We start from the raw sequence: 16,827 nt of genomic DNA, 5'->3' as shown, positions 1-16,827 counted from the left end.
TTGTAATAGAAAGTGCTCACTTTAAGAAGGAAAGGGGGAGTTAGTCTTTTCTTTACTTACTTTTACCGCTAAAAATCTTGCGCATCATCCGACTATTCGTCACGATAACCTAAGTATCGGGACTTTTAGCTTGTTGATTACAAGGCTTAAAAGCCCGTTTGAGACCAATGAATAATATTTACCTAACAAGGGAACAGGCATGAAATTTTCAAGTAAATTGCTACTGAGCGCTGCCACGGCAGGCGCAATCTTATCAGGCTCGGTATTAGCTGCTGACGTGACAGAAGCAACGTCAGAAAAACACGCTGGAGCTGCAACACAATATCGCCAGGCCGTTTTTCAGTTAGTACGCAGTAACATGGGACCGTTAGGTGGCATGGCAAAAGGTGCTCTACCATTTGACGAAAGCGTTATGGAAACAAATGCCGTACGTCTAGAACAACTTGCTGACATGATGGGCGATTATTTATCAGTTGATACCCGTAAGTTTGACGTTGAAACTGGCGCAAAAGATGAAATTTGGGAAAATTTCTCAGATGTAGAAAAGAAAGTGATGGCACTTAAAACGGCAGCGCAAGGGCTTCAAGCAGCTGTTAAAGCGGGTGATGAAAGCGCGTACAGAGGTGCAATCGGTAAAATTGGTGCAAGCTGTAAATCATGCCATGACGACTATAAGAAGGACTAGCCCAAGCTTGTTTTTCAACACGTGAAAGCGCTCTAATATCGGGTCAGTAAGAATGTGCCTATTGCATTTTACTGACCCAAAACCTCGATTAATACTTCGATGTGTTAATTAGTGTTTTATAATTAAATCATATAGATAAATTGAGAATGGCGCTGAAGCGCAGACTCGCAACCTTCCTCAAACGGTAGTGTACTTTTTCGTCCAGGGCTTTGTAGGTAATAAGCATCAGGCATCGCCCCACACTTAGCCAGCTCAGAAATTGACTTCATTATAGCCTTGTAGAACGTGTCTACGAGAGTACATCGTTAAGAACCATACGCTGTGGTATATTCGTAAGTGCTTAACAACAGATTTTTAATATGGAGATAAGATGCGACCCTCGCTAACGTATGTAGGTACACTGGACGATGTTGTAGAGCGTTTTCCTTGGCAATTCGACGCTGATATAAACTACTTTAATCAATTGCTAGTGAGGAAGGCTATATTAGGAGAGAAGATACTTATCAATGATGGGTATTTACTTAATAATAGTGCGGCAAGGCAAGCTATTCTAAACCCCAGTTGTTCTCCGCTCACGTCACTAATCGAGCAAGGTTTTGTAAGGATCTTATCGCGGAACGCCGATTTAGTCTCCTTACCAGAGAAAATGGCGGATCAAGGTGTTGCCAGTTTCAACGTTTTGAAAAATTCTGCCGAATGGCCAAGTTTGAAGCGAGAATTACGTAAGTGGCAGCCACTGTTAGAAGAAACGGATAATTTTATACCTTGGCCAGAAAAACACATCAGTCATGGCTTTGATCAAATGATCATGCGGTTGGCTGAACGCACACCAGAAGACTTATCAATTGGCAGTGTCAGTCATGACCAGTGGCGACGAGTGTTTGATTTGTATGAACAATCAAATCGATACGACAAAGAGGCTACCCGAACCCGTTGGGAGTCTGCGGTCACTGAGTGCTTAGCTGATAACCATCAAGGGCGTCTAGCTATGATGCACCTGGCCTGTGAGGCGTATCACTACAATTTCGGTGTTTGCTTGGGCAGCCAGACGTCTTTGTCGAAACAGCAAATTTTGGTCGAAACACGGTTTAGCTCAGCGTTTGCTGATTTATCCAAAGTAGATCAAGAGTTACAAATGCAGCACGTTTCAATACCCGGATTGCGTGTACCGCAAAATGTATCAATGAATAGCGGGCCAAAATGGGCGGAACTAGTATCTCCGTTTAGCGATGTCGGCAAACAGTTGAGAGCATACCGTCAAGCTCAAGATGACTATTTTTCTGGGCAAGGTACAGAAGAGTGTTTAACTGCTGAGGCTCGTGCCTATTCGAAGCAGTTGTCATCGTTGTTTGGTGAAAAGCAATCGGAATCTGCAGTTGCGAGGGTCGCTATTGGCGTAGGCTTTTTCGCTGCGGGTCTTATGGCGGCGGGTCCAGAAGTAGCGGCAGTCCTTTGGCTGACAGAAAATTACTTGTATCCGACAATAACGCGTAAATTCAAGTTGCGTGACCGTGAATTTTTTAGCAAGAATACAGCCCTTCCCACGCAAACTGTTTCTAGCGCGCTAAGCTCAGTAGTGTTAGATCCTGTTCAGATAAAAGAGCTCGCAAGTACTATCCCGGATTTCAAATAGTTAATTCGTAATAATAAGAACTTTCCACGGGTTCGAAACGTTTCAATGGGTTTTTGCTGGAAATTTGTACAATTCTTGGCTATGTTAAACACTCAGGCTTGGCGATAATTTTCTTCGACTGAAGGTACGCGTTTAGGTACCCAATCTTCGCAGGTCCTGCTTTTAAAAAATATAAAACAGCTCGTAGACAACTGAAACAGCAAAACTTGTAAAGCGCTTAAAACCACGACACAACTTTTCATCCTTTTATTGTCGTGCTGCTATCGTTTGTGCTGAATTCGAAGAGATATCAAAAGGTTTGCTTAGATGGATTTACGCAGTGAACGCATGTTGTCAACCATGCGCACAACACAGCAAAACATTTCTGTGTTGCTCAATGAAAGTCGAACGAAAACAGAGGCTCTGTGTATATTACTTGCCTCGGTAAACCCTAGCAATGGAAGAGCAACGGTATTATCTTGCGACGTAAACCACCTATCATTAGAAGCCGAGAGTGTTGTTTTTCCTTCACATGTATTGCTCATGCTCCCGCTTACACCTTTGAGCGCTCCAATACCTTGCAAAGATTTTATCTTTCCCCCTTCACTCGAACATTATGCTGATAGCTATGTAGTAGTTGCTACCGTGCGAGATATGCAAAATGAAGTAATGGGTGTTGTTCTCACTTTTGTACGCCACAGTGTATTGAGCCCTCTACAACATACATTGATAGATATTACGCGCCAAAAAGTAGAGCTTAGTTACCAATATGAGCTGGCGCGTCATCCCTATTCAGACAAGTTATCCGAACAGCTTGCCTTGTTAGAAGAGGTGAGTTCAATTTCTAAAGTGGGCGCGTGGGAGATTGACAGATTCACAGGCGTACTTTCTCTGACTGAGGTGATGAAAGCCTTATTAGGCTTACCTCGTGTAAAAAGCGTCGGCATTAATGAAGTGCTCGATATGCTTACCTCGAGTGATAGAAGGGACTTAAAGCAGCGCGTTTTTAAAGCGCTTAAAGAAGATAGAGAGTTCGTAAAGCACTTTGAATTTCACGACAAGCAAGGTCGCAGAAAAAGTATAAAACTAACCGTGTTCTTACAGGTTCAGCGAGGAAATGCTAGCGGAATTAAATTAACCCGGCTTTATGGCGCAGTGCAGGATGAAACGGAAATACAGCGTCTATCGGATTCACAACATAACTACACAGATTATCTGACCAGTTTATTGAATAATGTGGATAGCGTGGTGTTAAGCATAGATGAACATGGCACTATTCTAACAGCAAATGAACGCGTTTATTCTGTATTAGGCTTTGAGCCCGAAGAGCTGATTGGGCAAGATATAAAATTAATATCAACCAAGGTGCAAAATACCGATGCGCCTTCTTGTTTCATAAACATACCAGCGGGTTTAGCATGGTGTAGCGAAAATGGCTCGGTAAACGAATGTCTTCGCCATAAAAATGGTAAACGTATTGCCTGTGAAGTTAATTTGTCGAAATGCTCTGTACATAATCAACAATTAATTATCGCCTCAGTGCGCGATATCACTAATCAAAACCACGAAATTGAGCATTACAAACAACTCGCTTTAATCGATACGGTGACAGGTCTTCCGAACTTACACCAATTTGAGCGATACCTTGGCGATAAAGCTCATGACGACAAGTCATCTAAACCATTTGCCACGTTTATGCGCGTTGCTATCTGTAACATAAAAGAGTACGAAAATGCGTTTGGGGAGCCAACGATAGACTATATTCTGAGAATTTTGGCCAGTCGCTTCATTCGCATATTCGAGATTAACAAGCGCAATTCAGCCAGTATATTCAAATGTGAGAGAGGTGCTTTTTATATTCATCTTCATCAATATTTTAGTGAAGAAGCACAGTCTCTAAATGCTGCACACGATTGCGCTATTCTTATCCACGATCACGTGCTAGCGCCAATAACCCTGCACAACAGCCTCTTAAATATTGAAACGCAAACCATAAGTTGCACGGTTCCAACGAAGCATTTTTCGTTTAAAAAGATAAAAGAACTATTGTCGAGAAAACCTTTAAGAGAGGTAAAAAATACTTCTACTTTTAAGTCGGAGCACGAGTATTTTCATGTTAATGCAATTGATATCGAGCGGTACAATTACATTAAACACTCTCTGAGCAGGGCTATTTCTAACAACGAGTTATATATTGAGCTTCAACCTCAATACGATGCAACGCAGAACGTTATAAGTTCAGAGGTGTTGTTAAGGTGGAAGCATCCTCATATGGGTACAGTAAGCCCTTCTGAATTCATTCCTATTGCCGAAGAGAATGATTTTATTGCTGAACTCGGGCTGTGGGTGTGTAACGAAGCATGCGGGTTACTTAGTGAATTCCAGTCAAAGAAAATTAACACTAAGTTGTCTGTTAATATCAGTGCAAAGCACTTAGCGCGAGCTGATTTTGTGAGTAAATTCGTCGCAATAGTAAATAAGTGGCGCGTGTCACACAAAAATTTAACTCTAGAGCTCACTGAAGGTGCATTGATAAGAGGGGTGAGCGTTATTCAACGTCGCGTTAGAGAATTAGCGGAACAAGGGTTTAGTTTGTCTATCGACGATTTTGGTCTTGGTGACTCAAATTTAAATTATCTTCAAGATTTGCCAATTACCGAACTGAAAGTAGACAGGGTATTTGTCGAAGCGATGGAAGGCTCGCAGCAAAAAACATTATTGGTTACAAGTATTTGCAACATGGCCAAAGCGTTACACATAAATACCGTAGCTGAGGGAATAGAGACAACGGGTCAATTAGATCAAGCTAAGGCATGTGGTTGCGGAGCATTTCAGGGATATTACTTAGATAAACCCATGAGTGTAGATGATTGGAAAAGTAAAATTAGTGAGAAGCAATATAAAGAGGGTAGTTAACCTTACGCAGTCGAGGGCTTATTCAAGTATGCGTTGAAACAACCGCTTCGATACCTCTTGTTATCAAATAGGGAAGTAAAGTTTAAATTTATGTAAATCAATTTGTTAGTCGATCTACGCCTGAAGTCTTATTAGTAGATGTCATGTAACTATCGTAGGGTGAAGATAAACCCTACTCAGGACATGGTTATGACTTATAAAGATGAATATATTGCCTCGACCCAGCACCCGGATGAGTTTTGGTTAGAACAAGCACAAAAGCTAGCGTGGTTTCAACCTCCTCAAAAAGGATGCCAACCTACAGATAATGGTTACTTCGACTGGTTTAGGGGAGGGCAGCTTAACACTAGCTATTTAGCGCTTGATCATCACGTAAAAAATGGTCGTGGCGATAAAACCGCGCTTATTTATGACTCACCTGTTACACAAACCACTCAGCACTTTACTTACAAAGAGCTATTAAACCGTGTTGCCGAGTTCGCAGGCGGCTTATCTCGCTTGGGTGTGACGAAAGGCGACCGCGTGATTATCTACATGCCCATGATCCCGCAAGCAGTGATCGCGATGCTTGCTTGCGCTCGTTTGGGAGCTGTGCACTCTGTGGTGTTTGGTGGCTTTGCCGCAAATGAGCTTGCAGTACGAATAGATGACGCAAAACCGGTAGTTATTGTTACTGCGTCATGTGGCATTGAAGGCAATAAAGTTCTACCGTACAAACCTCTTGTTGATGAAGCAATATCATTGGCAGAGCACAAACCACAGGCATGCGTGTTGTATCAACGCCCTCAGCTAATTGCTGAGTTAAATGAAGCAACTGACCACGATTGGCTTTCTCTGGTTGAAGCTAGCGTGTCAGCTTCTCCTGTTGCCGTCGATGCAACTGACCCGCTTTATGTTCTTTATACTTCAGGTACAACCGGTAAACCCAAGGGGGTCGTTCGAGATAATGGCGGGCACGCGGTTGCTCTTCATTATTCAATGGGCGCGATTTACGGTATTAGTGAGGACGATATTTTCTGGGCTGCATCGGATGTTGGTTGGGTGGTCGGTCATTCATATATTGTCTATGGCCCGCTCATAAAAGGCGCAACGACGGTACTGTACGAAGGAAAGCCTATTGGCACTCCTGATGCCGGTGCATTTTGGCGTATGATAGAGTCTCACAAAGTGAATGTGCTTTTTGCAGCTCCAACAGCATTTAGAGCGATACGAAAAGCGGACCCTGATGCTGAGTTTTTATCTAAATACAATACGTCGAGCTTGCGTACCTTATTTATGGCGGGTGAACGTCTAGATCCGCCAACATATTTCTGGGCGAGCGAGAAGGTTGGTGTTCCCGTTATCGACCATTGGTGGCAAACCGAAACTGGCTGGCCAATTTGTTCAAACCCGATGGGGCTTGAACCATTGGCCACGAAACCCGGTTCATCAAGCGTGCCTACGCCTGGATTTAACGTAAAGGTATTGCAAGGAGCTGATGAACAGCAAATAACCGGTGAAAAAGGCGCTATTGCTATCAAGTTACCGCTTCCCCCAGGTTGTTTGACAACGATTTGGCAAGACCATCAACGGTTTGTTGATGGCTATTTACGAGAATTTGAAGGGTATTACAGCACCGGAGATAACGGGTACGTAGATGAAGATGGCTACGTATTTATTATGGGTCGCACCGACGATGTCATAAACGTTGCCGGGCACCGGTTATCTACCGGTGAAATGGAAGAAGTGCTTGCAGGACATCCTGCCATTGCTGAATGTAGTGTAATAGGCATCCATGATGCACTGAAAGGGCAATTGCCAGTTGGATTGGTACTGCTAAAAGACGGCGTTACCGTTGATGAACAGGCACTTGAGCAAGATTTGGTTCAACGGGTTCGAGATAAAATCGGGCCAGTGGCGTGCTTTAAGCGAGCCATCGTCGTCAATCGTTTACCCAAAACCCGGTCAGGTAAAATACTCCGCAAACTGCTGCGTCAAATTGCAGCCAATGAATCTGTTGCCGTACCCTCAACCATCGATGATCCGTCAAGCGTAAGTGAGATTGAGACGCTCATGCGAGAGAAGGGCTTGGTCAACAAGCCCACGGCTGTTTAGCTAGTAGTAATATTCATCTGCCTGTGGAGCTGGCGGGTATACTTCAATAGCCACATATACAGCTGCTGCGGCGATGAGCGCCACAACAAAAGCACGAAGAATTCGCGAGTCAGTAATACCTGCTGTTGCTGACTCCTTATTGCCATGCACCATGGCAGGAACCAATTTTTGCTTCTTATACACGCTGTAAAATATTACCGCGCCTATATGAAGTGCGATAACGTAAAGTAACACATCAAAGGCAAGGTGATGCAGAGTGTTCATTAGCGCTAGTGTTTCTTCTCCGGCTAACTGGCGATAGGGACCGTCTAAGAAAATATCATCGGTCATGAACAATCCCGATACCGCTTGTATGGTAAGCAACACTAGCATAACGACGACAAACCATCCGCCTAAAGGGTTGTGGCCAATAGCGGGTTCGGACTGCCTATTAAATAAGGTTTTTATATAATTGAAAACCTTTCTGGGACCAGTAATAAAGCTACTGAACTTCGCGTGTTGCGTACCAACAAATCCCCAGATTATGCGGAAAACGATAAGGAATAAGGTGAAGTATCCAATGTAAAAGTGCCATTGCACTTTGTTTTCAAGCCATTCAACTGTTGCATATTGCGCTAAAAGGCTCGCTACAATAAGCCAGTGAAAAAGCCGGGTGGGAATATCCCATATAAGAGTTTTTTGCATAGTAAATTTAGTTGGGTTGTATTCTGACTTATCCACACTTGCCGTTCAGCGGTGACGAATAAGTGCTCGGTCATCTGTTAATTGCCATAGCGTCGCTTAACTTACTCTATAAAACAAGTAGGCCCAACGGCAGAAAACCTCTGTTTGTCTTAGTGTTGCAATTAGGACATGTTGATCTTTGCATCAAAAATGCGCAGTAACGCTCAACATGTCCTAAGCATCGTGTACTGAATTTTTTTACATCCGAGCTTGAAGTTTTGGCAAAGAACTATGCAGATTGGTAGTAGTTAAATCTTACCGATTCCTTGTTATGCCTATTTAATATGAATCTCACATTGCAATAGTGACGGCATTTGGCAAAATGCCTCACAGTTGAAGGTTTATAAAAGTGTAAAACGAAAAAATGAAAGTAGGATTATTTGGCGCCAACGGGCGTATGGGACGGGTTTTAGTTGAAGCGCTAGATTTAAGTGACGATGCACAACTTAGCGTGGCAACGGTACGCGATGATTCACCTTGGGTTGGACTAAATGTGGGCGAACTTGCGGGCATTGGCAAAAAAGACGTTGATTGTACTGCGCTATCAGATTTAAGTGGTAATGATGCAGATGTAATGATCGATTTCACCCTGCCTTCGGTTATTGAAAGTAATCTTACGTGGTGCGTTAAAAATAAAATGCCTGTTGTTATTGGAACTACTGGATTAAACGATTCACAGTTAGCGGCACTCGACGAAGCAGCAAAGCATATACCTATCGTATTTGCGGCTAATTACAGTGTGGGCGTAAATTTAATGCTTTCCCTAGTTCGACAAGCTGCAAGTGTGCTGGGTGAAACGGCTGACATCGAAATAACAGAAGCACATCACAGATTTAAACAAGACGCGCCTTCTGGTACAGCCATGGCCATTGGTGAAGCCATTGCTGACGAATTGGGCCGTGATTTAAAAACCTGCGCTGTATACGGCAGAGAAGGAAAAGAGCCTGAACGCGACCAAGGTACTATTGGCTTCGCAACAATTCGAGCCGGAGACATTGTCGGTGAACACACAGCCTTATTTGCAGATATTGGTGAGCGCCTGGAGATTACGCACAAGGCATCAAGTCGACTTACTTTTGCGAAAGGTGCAGTGCATGCAGCAAAGTGGTTGTATGGAAAAGAACCTGGTCTATACTCCATGGTTGATGTACTGGATTTAAAGCTATAGGCGTTTTTATGCCAGCATGCTGTAGCTAAATTAGCAGGCGAGCTTGAGGGCGTTATCAAAGTGTTAAACTAAAGTTGCACTTTAAATGAGCAATAAGCCGTACTTTCGGTGGTTCTGCGCAAAAATGGTGGTATAAGCGGTATTTTAGTAAATTATTACAAATAAATTTGCCATTTTCGGTCAGTGATGTATACTCGCCGGAATTTGCCAGAATTTCGTATTCTGAGGCCGCCAAAATGGCTGAAGAGTGCGGTTTTATTAGCTGCAAAGATCGTAAAACGGGATGTATTGTTATCAATAACTCCCGTTTTTTGTGGGGTTTGTGCAGAAAACTGCACAAACACATAGTTATCCTTAATCTGGAGGTTGACTTGGCTAATTCTGCCCTTTTGGTGTTAGAGGATGGTTCTGTTTTTAAAGGTACGGCGATAGGCGCTACAGGCTCCGCCGTTGGGGAAGTCGTTTTTAATACTTCCATGACCGGCTATCAAGAAATTCTCACCGACCCATCCTACGCTGAACAACTCATCACCCTTACTTATCCACACATTGGCAACACCGGCACTAACGAAGAAGACGTCGAAGCAGATAAAATCTGGTCGAAAGGTCTAATCATCCGTGACCTACCTCTTGTTGCTAGTAACTTTCGTCAACAGCAAACTTTGTCTGAATACCTTAAAGCGAAAGGCGTTGTGGGTATTGCCGACATTGATACACGTCGCTTAACGCGTATCTTGCGAGACAAAGGTGCACAAAACGGCTGCATTATTTGCTCTGATGAATTAGACGAGTCTAGCGCACTAGCGCAAGCAAAAGCTTTCCCTGGCCTTAAAGGCATGGATTTGGCAAAAGTAGTAAGTATTACTGAGCCAAAAACATGGACAGAAGGCAGTTGGGAACTTGGTAAAGGTTATGTAACACCAAGCGAGTTCAAATATCACGTTGTTGCTTTTGACTACGGTGTTAAAAATAATATTCTTCGCATGCTAGCTGACCGCGGTTGTAAAGTTACGTTAGTACCAGCGCAAACGCCTGCTGAAGACGTACTAGCCATGAATCCTGATGGTGTATTTTTGTCAAATGGCCCGGGCGACCCAGAGCCGTGTGACTACGCAGTAACCGCAATCAAAACTATCGTCGAAACCGGTACGCCTGTATTTGGTATTTGTCTTGGTCACCAGCTACTTGCTATAGCAAGTGGTGCGAAGACAGTGAAGATGAAGTTTGGTCACCACGGTGCAAACCACCCGGTTAAAGACCTTAAGCGCAATGTAGTTATGATCACTAGCCAAAACCACGGTTTTGCAGTTGATGAGTCTAGCTTGCCAGATAACCTAGAAGTAACTCACATTTCGTTGTTCGACAAGTCGCTGCAGGGTATTCACCGCACCGACAAGCCTGCGTTCAGCTTCCAGGGTCACCCTGAAGCCAGCCCAGGTCCTCATGAAGCGGCACCGTTATTCGACCACTTCATCGAACTTATTGAACAACACAAGCAGTAGGAATTAGCCCGCTATGCCAAAACGTACCGACATACAAAGTATTCTTATCATTGGTGCTGGCCCTATTGTTATCGGCCAGGCTTGTGAATTCGATTATTCAGGCGCGCAAGCGTGTAAAGCCCTTCGGGAAGAAGGCTACCGTGTTATTTTGGTTAACTCTAACCCAGCAACCATTATGACCGACCCAGAAATGGCAGATGCGACTTATATCGAGCCTATTCACTGGGAAGTAGTTCGCAAGATCATTGAAAAAGAACGTCCAGATGCCATCTTACCTACAATGGGTGGACAAACTGCGCTTAACTGTGCGCTAGAGCTAGACAAGCACGGCGTACTTGAAGAGTTCGGTTGTGAGCTCATCGGTGCAACGGCAGATGCAATCGATAAAGCAGAAAACCGCGAGCGCTTTGACAAAGCAATGAAAAACATCGGCCTTGAATGTCCACGTGCGGAAATCGCGCACAGCATGGATGAAGCGCACGATGTACTAAGCCGCATCGGCTTCCCTTGTATCATTCGTCCGTCTTTCACCATGGGTGGAACCGGCGGCGGTATCGCGTACAACATTGATGAATTTAATGAAATTTGTCACCGTGGCTTAGACCTTTCTCCTACCAACGAGCTTCTTATCGATGAATCGTTGCTAGGTTGGAAAGAGTACGAAATGGAAGTAGTACGCGATAAAGCAGATAACTGCATTATTGTATGTACTATCGAAAACTTCGACCCTATGGGCGTGCATACCGGCGACTCAATCACAGTTGCTCCAGCACAAACCCTGACTGACAAAGAATTCCAGCTAATGCGTAATGCAGCGATGGCTGTACTGCGCGAGATTGGTGTTGAAACCGGTGGTTCAAACGTACAGTTCGGTGTAGATCCGAAAACTGGTCGTGTAGTAATCATCGAAATGAATCCTCGCGTATCGCGTTCATCTGCGCTTGCTTCTAAAGCAACGGGTTTCCCAATTGCAAAAGTAGCAGCGAAACTTGCGGTAGGTTATACGCTAGACGAACTGGCTAACGATATTACCGGCGGCCTAACGCCAGCGTCGTTCGAGCCGTCTATTGACTACGTAGTGACTAAGATCCCACGCTTTAACTTTGAGAAGTTTGCCGGTGCAAACGACCGACTGACTACCCAAATGAAGTCTGTAGGTGAAGTGATGGCCATTGGCCGTAACCAGCAAGAATCACTACAAAAAGCCCTACGCGGTCTTGAAGTTGGTGCGACAGGCCTTAATCCAATGGTTGACCTTGAAGACCCTGAATCACGCAATAAAGTGGTTTATGAACTTCGTCAACCTGGTGCAGAGCGTATTTGGTACATCGGTGATGCATTCCGTATGGGCATGACGGTTGAAGAAGTATTCAACCTTACCAATATCGACCGTTGGTACTTAGTGCAGCTTGAAGACCTTATCCTTCTTGAAGCTAAAGTGGCTGAGCTTGGCTTACCGGGTATTGATGCTGACTTTATGCGTGCACTTAAGCGAAAAGGTTTCTCTGATGCGCGTCTTGCTGAGCTAACCAAAGTGGCAGAAAGCGATATTCGTGAGACCCGTCGCGGTTTTGGTATTTCTCCTGTCTACAAACGTGTAGACACTTGTGCAGCAGAATTCTCTACCAGCACAGCTTACATGTATTCAACGTATGATGAAGAGTGTGAAGCAGCGCCGACTGACAAAGACAAGATTATGGTATTGGGCGGCGGCCCGAACCGAATTGGTCAAGGTATTGAGTTCGACTACTGCTGTGTTCACGCGGCGCTTTCAATGCGTGAAGACGGTTACGAGACCATTATGGTTAACTGTAACCCTGAGACAGTTTCTACCGATTACGACACATCAGATCGTCTTTACTTCGAGCCAGTAACGCTGGAAGATGTGCTTGAAATCGTTGCTAAAGAGCAGCCAAAAGGCGTTATCGTGCAGTATGGTGGTCAAACGCCACTTAAACTTGCTCGCGCCCTAGAAGCAGCCGGTGTACCGGTTATAGGTACGTCGCCAGAAGCAATTGACCGAGCTGAAGACCGTGAGCGCTTCCAGCAAATGGTGAACAAGCTTAATCTTAAGCAGCCTGCAAATGCCACGGTAACAAACGTTGAGCAAGCGCTAACTATGGCTGAAGAGATTGGCTTCCCGCTGGTTGTTCGCCCAAGCTACGTGCTAGGTGGTCGTGCGATGGAAATCGTTTATGACATCAAAGACCTTAAGCGCTACCTAAATGAAGCGGTTAAAGTGTCTAACGACGCGCCAGTATTGCTAGACAGGTTCCTAGACGATGCTATCGAAGTTGATATCGATGCTATCTGCGACGGGAAAGACGTAGTGATTGGCGGCATTATGGAACACATTGAACAAGCGGGTGTTCACTCGGGCGACTCTGCGTGTTCATTGCCACCACACTCGCTTTCAAAAGAGATTCAAGATGTTATGCGTGAACAAGTTAAAGCCATGGCGCTTGAACTTGGCGTAGTCGGCTTGATGAATACACAGTTTGCGATTAAAGATGGTGAAGTATACCTAATCGAGGTTAACCCTCGTGCAGCACGTACCGTTCCATTCGTGTCTAAAGCAACAGGTGTGCCTCTTGCAAAAGTTGCAGCGCGTGCCATGGCTGGTGTGAGCTTGGCCGAGCAGGGCGTAACAGAAGAAGTTATTCCTCCGTTCTACTCTGTGAAAGAAGTGGTGCTTCCTTTTGCTAAGTTCCAAGGTGTTGACCCACTGCTAGGCCCAGAAATGCGCTCTACGGGTGAAGTAATGGGCGTTGGTGATACCTTTGAAGAGGCGTATGCGAAGGCTAACCTAGGTGCGGGTGCGCCACTACCTAAGCAAGGTAAAGCGCTTATTTCAGTACGTGATACCGACAAGCCTCGTATGATTGCTTTAGCTAAAGCGTTGGTTGAAGCGGGCTTCAGCATTGAAGCTACCCGCGGTACGGCTACCGAGCTTTATGATGCAGGCATCATGAGTACTGTGGTTAATAAGATGTCTGAAGGCCGCCCTAATATTGTTGATGCAATCAAAAATGGCGAATACGCGTATTTGATTAATACAACAGAAGGTCGTCAAGCCATCACCGACTCAGTGTACATTCGTCGTGAAGCCTTGCTAAACAAGGTAACCTACACCACGACAATGAACGCAGCGTTCGCAACTATCCGTGCTAAGTCTGCTGATGACCGCAATAAAGTGGCGTCAGTTCAAGAACTACACGCTAGACTCAAACACTAATGACATACGCTAGGATACGAGGTATCCTAGCAATATTACATTTGTGTGAACGAATAAAAAGTGCGCCTTCGCGGCGCACTTTTCTGTTTAAATTACTAGCTAAGTGAGACGGTATTCATGAGTCAGTATCCAATGACAGCGCGCGGCGCTCAAATGCTGCGTGACGAATTAAATGAGCTAAAAACCAAAACACGCCCACGTATTATCGAGTCTATTGCCGAAGCACGTGAACATGGTGACTTAAAAGAAAATGCTGAGTATCACGCGGCCCGTGAGCAGCAAAGCTTCTGTGAAGGCCGCATTCAAGATATTGAAGGCAAGCTATCAAATGCACAGATTATCGACGTTACCAAAATGGAAAATACGGGTAAGGTTATTTTCGGTACTACCGTAACCATTCTAAACGTCGATACCGATGAAGAAACCACCTACCGTATTGTTGGTGATGACGAAGCTGATATTAAGAACAACTTGATTTCGGTTAATTCACCTATCGCTCGTGGTCTAATAGGCAAAGAGCTTGATGACATGGTAACGATTCAAACGCCAGCCGGCGCAGTTGAAGTTGAAATCATCGAAGTAGAATATATCTAACTACGCAAGCCAGCAGAGTCCTTCTGCTGGCTTTATTTTCCGTCACAAAACTTCTGAATCCGATCATGGATTTGTAATCTGTTAAGCCAAAGCGTTTTTTAACTTTCTTGCCTGTGTATTGTTGTTTAATAAGCATTGATTGAACTCAACGGTTAACCCTGTTCCTGCGCTCGTACTTTAAGAATAAAATTAAGTGATGACGCTGTCCCGTTAGCTCACTTTTGCGTTTTCCTATCCCAAAATACATGCGATTTAATGCAGCGCAACAACCAGTTACTGCAACGCACTATTGCGGGGTTTAACGTAGATTAAGAACGGTTAATAGCCCGAGCTTAAAAAATTGTAGTCTCTGACTGGCGGGGCGCTCTACTTAAAATCATTGCTCAATCTACTTACACTAAGTATGATTTTTCCTTTTGTTTTCGAAAGGATGCATCATGGCTTATGATTTTGGTTCTCAGACGCTAGGGATAAAGAACCCATTTAAGACAGAAGGAGCGCTTAGAACACTGGGTGGTGTCTTAACGCTATTGTTAGCGGTTTACGTTGTTTTCACAGTGCCGGCAATATTTGACGCCAACAAGGTGAAAGGCTATACCTTGCTAGCGGTTGGTTTTGTTTTAGTGGTATCGGGAATACGCCATACGGCGGTTGGTATCCTTCAACTTATGCGCTTTTTTGTAGGTAGAACGGTTCCCACTTCACTGGCCTACAACTTCTCAAAATCTGAACAAGATGCTGCTCAGGCAGAGCAAAAATCCCTGCTTTACTCAAAAGAGTCACTGCACTCTATGCTTATGGGAAGACGAAATACTACCTTTGAGGAGCCAAAAGGCTGGCTCGCTCGGCTAGTTCACAGCGTTTTTCCTAAGCTTGTTTTCTTACCTTACCCGCTACGCCATCTTGCCCAAGAAATTTTAGCCATGGGGGCGACACTTATCGTGGGCTTAGTTACCTACGCCATCGTCTATTTTTTAGTAAGTAATGGCTTTGCAGGTGAAGTCGCAAAAATTGTCGTTATGCCTGTTCTTTCTTTGGTATTGCTTATCTATTTTGTTGCCAACTGGACCTCTACGGCAAAGGGCATCCATAACGAAGGAAACTCGCAACTTGCTAAAGCGGGAGGGTTGTCAATTGGTGTAATCATTGGATTAGCACTAGTCGTTCCTCTTGGTGCGGGTGTGTTTCTCGATGGTGTGGTGGGAAGTAATATCAATGAACTTAAAACCTGGTCTGAAGAACACGCTTTTTTTAGCGCTTGGCTGAACTTTGTATACCTTTTCATCAGTATCGGCGTGGTGATAGGTCTTGTATTTCCATTACTTAAAAAGCGCATGGATTTAGTGACACCACAAACTGAAGTCAGCGAATTTCGAGCAAACATGCAAGAGTCTGTTCATCCCAATGAGATTTTTATCAATATAGAAAACATCGTGCTTGCCAACCGTCGTTACAAGGAAGTCCCAAACAGAATATACGCAGACTTTGTTCCTAAGCTTAAAGAGCAGGCTGAAGGGAAGGGTAGTTTCGAAGGGGAATTACTGATAGAAACTCAGCCAACCCTCAGTGAGGGGTTGGCATTACCCAGAGGGGCTAAAGTAACGCTGAGCGCCATTGCGCAAGTTGCCGTCGTTGTTGCCGCGGTATTGTTTTACTCATCTGGCGTACAGCTCGCTGAGCTACTACATCTGGTTATCAATATCGGTATAGATAACAGCGCACTGTTGAACAATGCTTTTTCTATGGTCAATAATTTGCTCATGCTGATATTCGCTTGGCTTACTTTCAGAGCGGCAGGAAGTATTTTAAATAACGCGTCTCACATGTTTTGGGGCGAGCTGAACTTTAACTCTTTGCTGATGTACATGAAAACCGAAGGCACGTATACCGAGTCTAGAGTTTCAACAGGTATGGCAATTCACGATTCTACACGGTCTGAAAATGTCGTAGTTAGAAGCAGTATCACACCGTGGATCATTACTAGCCGAATTAACACTTCTATATTCGCCACTAGCGGTATGAACAATCTGGAAGCCCCGCGCTTTGTAATGGGAATGAACAAAAACGACGGAGAATTGAAGGAAATCGTCGACGAAATTAAAGCATTCTTACGCGGTAGAGAGACCATCGCTTCAATCACTAATGAATCAGACTTAGCCAATGCAAGTACCATTCATCAAGTTAATCAACAAACCCGAGCGTTTAATAAAAACCCTGACGATCGCCTAACACTTAAAGAGACGGAAGAAAGTGCAGGTTTTCTTCGAAACGAAAAAGACAGTGAGTGAGGAGTGAGGC

11 protein-coding genes are annotated in these 16,827 nt (G+C 44.4%); 9 read left to right on the top strand and 2 right to left on the bottom strand.

The window, feature by feature from the left end:
* The first annotated feature begins 199 nt into the window (after positions 1–199).
* The gene (locus ACFI6L_RS18735) at positions 200–685 is read left to right on the top strand and encodes a c-type cytochrome (protein WP_014948974.1); all 486 of its coding nucleotides are present in this window, start codon (positions 200–202) and stop codon (positions 683–685) included.
* Positions 686–807: 122 nt separating this feature from the next.
* Here ACFI6L_RS18735 and ACFI6L_RS18730 read toward each other — a convergent pair whose 3' ends face one another.
* Positions 808–954, bottom strand: coding sequence for a hypothetical protein (locus ACFI6L_RS18730; protein WP_462574605.1), 147 nt, complete (start codon positions 952–954; stop codon positions 808–810).
* A gap of 101 nt (positions 955–1,055) precedes the next feature.
* Between ACFI6L_RS18730 and ACFI6L_RS18725 the strand changes: the two genes are divergently transcribed.
* The 3 genes from ACFI6L_RS18725 to ACFI6L_RS18715 all read left to right on the top strand — a co-directional run bounded on the left by ACFI6L_RS18725 (position 1,056) and on the right by ACFI6L_RS18715 (position 7,307).
* Positions 1,056–2,318, top strand: a complete 1,263-nt coding sequence (locus ACFI6L_RS18725; protein ID WP_462574604.1) for a hypothetical protein — start codon at positions 1,056–1,058, stop codon at positions 2,316–2,318.
* Positions 2,319–2,624: 306 nt separating this feature from the next.
* Positions 2,625–5,213: a bifunctional diguanylate cyclase/phosphodiesterase gene (locus ACFI6L_RS18720; RefSeq protein ID WP_462574602.1), complete on the top strand. Its 2,589-nt coding sequence runs from the start codon at positions 2,625–2,627 to the stop codon at positions 5,211–5,213.
* A 189-nt stretch (positions 5,214–5,402) separates the two neighbouring features.
* A complete protein-coding gene (locus ACFI6L_RS18715; protein WP_462574601.1) occupies positions 5,403–7,307 on the top strand; it encodes a propionyl-CoA synthetase in 1,905 nt (634 codons plus the stop codon).
* Here the strand turns inward: ACFI6L_RS18715 and ACFI6L_RS18710 are convergent, their stop codons facing one another.
* Positions 7,308–7,991: a cytochrome b/b6 domain-containing protein gene (locus tag ACFI6L_RS18710; RefSeq protein ID WP_044583832.1), complete on the bottom strand. Its 684-nt coding sequence runs from the start codon at positions 7,989–7,991 to the stop codon at positions 7,308–7,310.
* A 403-nt stretch (positions 7,992–8,394) separates the two neighbouring features.
* Here ACFI6L_RS18710 and dapB point away from each other — a divergent pair, with 403 nt between their 5' ends.
* The 5 genes from dapB (at position 8,395) to ACFI6L_RS18685 (ending at position 16,817) form a co-directional block, all read left to right on the top strand.
* Positions 8,395–9,198 carry a 4-hydroxy-tetrahydrodipicolinate reductase gene (gene dapB / locus ACFI6L_RS18705; protein WP_014976121.1) on the top strand — a complete coding sequence of 268 codons (804 nt, stop codon included), beginning with the start codon at positions 8,395–8,397 and terminating at the stop codon, positions 9,196–9,198.
* Positions 9,199–9,569: 371 nt separating this feature from the next.
* The gene (carA, locus tag ACFI6L_RS18700; RefSeq protein WP_014948979.1) at positions 9,570–10,700 is read left to right on the top strand and encodes a glutamine-hydrolyzing carbamoyl-phosphate synthase small subunit; all 1,131 of its coding nucleotides are present in this window, start codon (positions 9,570–9,572) and stop codon (positions 10,698–10,700) included.
* 13 nt (positions 10,701–10,713) lie between these two features.
* Entirely contained in the window at positions 10,714–13,935 is a 3,222-nt protein-coding gene (gene carB / locus ACFI6L_RS18695; protein WP_462574600.1) for a carbamoyl-phosphate synthase large subunit, read from the top strand.
* A gap of 117 nt (positions 13,936–14,052) precedes the next feature.
* Positions 14,053–14,529 (top strand): transcription elongation factor GreA, encoded by a 477-nt coding sequence (gene greA, locus ACFI6L_RS18690; protein ID WP_014948981.1) that lies wholly within the window; start codon positions 14,053–14,055, stop codon positions 14,527–14,529.
* Between the two features lie 437 nt (positions 14,530–14,966).
* Positions 14,967–16,817, top strand: coding sequence for a hypothetical protein (locus ACFI6L_RS18685; RefSeq protein ID WP_462574599.1), 1,851 nt, complete (start codon positions 14,967–14,969; stop codon positions 16,815–16,817).
* Positions 16,818–16,827: the final 10 nt, after the last annotated feature.

This window comes from Alteromonas sp. G4i35 (genome assembly GCF_054960375.1).
Note: the sequence above shows the minus strand (reverse complement) of the source record. Positions and strands in the feature narration are given on the sequence as shown.

Coding starts and splice junctions, on each gene's coding strand:
- ACFI6L_RS18720 (WP_462574602.1), top strand. CDS start 2,625: ATGGATTTACGCAGTGAACGCATGTTGTCAACCATGCGCACAACACAG.
- carB (WP_462574600.1), top strand. CDS start 10,714: ATGCCAAAACGTACCGACATACAAAGTATTCTTATCATTGGTGCTGGC.
- ACFI6L_RS18715 (WP_462574601.1), top strand. CDS start 5,403: ATGACTTATAAAGATGAATATATTGCCTCGACCCAGCACCCGGATGAG.
- ACFI6L_RS18685 (WP_462574599.1), top strand. CDS start 14,967: ATGGCTTATGATTTTGGTTCTCAGACGCTAGGGATAAAGAACCCATTT.
- ACFI6L_RS18730 (WP_462574605.1), bottom strand. CDS start 954: ATGAAGTCAATTTCTGAGCTGGCTAAGTGTGGGGCGATGCCTGATGCT.
- dapB (WP_014976121.1), top strand. CDS start 8,395: ATGAAAGTAGGATTATTTGGCGCCAACGGGCGTATGGGACGGGTTTTA.
- ACFI6L_RS18725 (WP_462574604.1), top strand. CDS start 1,056: ATGCGACCCTCGCTAACGTATGTAGGTACACTGGACGATGTTGTAGAG.
- ACFI6L_RS18735 (WP_014948974.1), top strand. CDS start 200: ATGAAATTTTCAAGTAAATTGCTACTGAGCGCTGCCACGGCAGGCGCA.
- ACFI6L_RS18710 (WP_044583832.1), bottom strand. CDS start 7,991: ATGCAAAAAACTCTTATATGGGATATTCCCACCCGGCTTTTTCACTGG.
- greA (WP_014948981.1), top strand. CDS start 14,053: ATGAGTCAGTATCCAATGACAGCGCGCGGCGCTCAAATGCTGCGTGAC.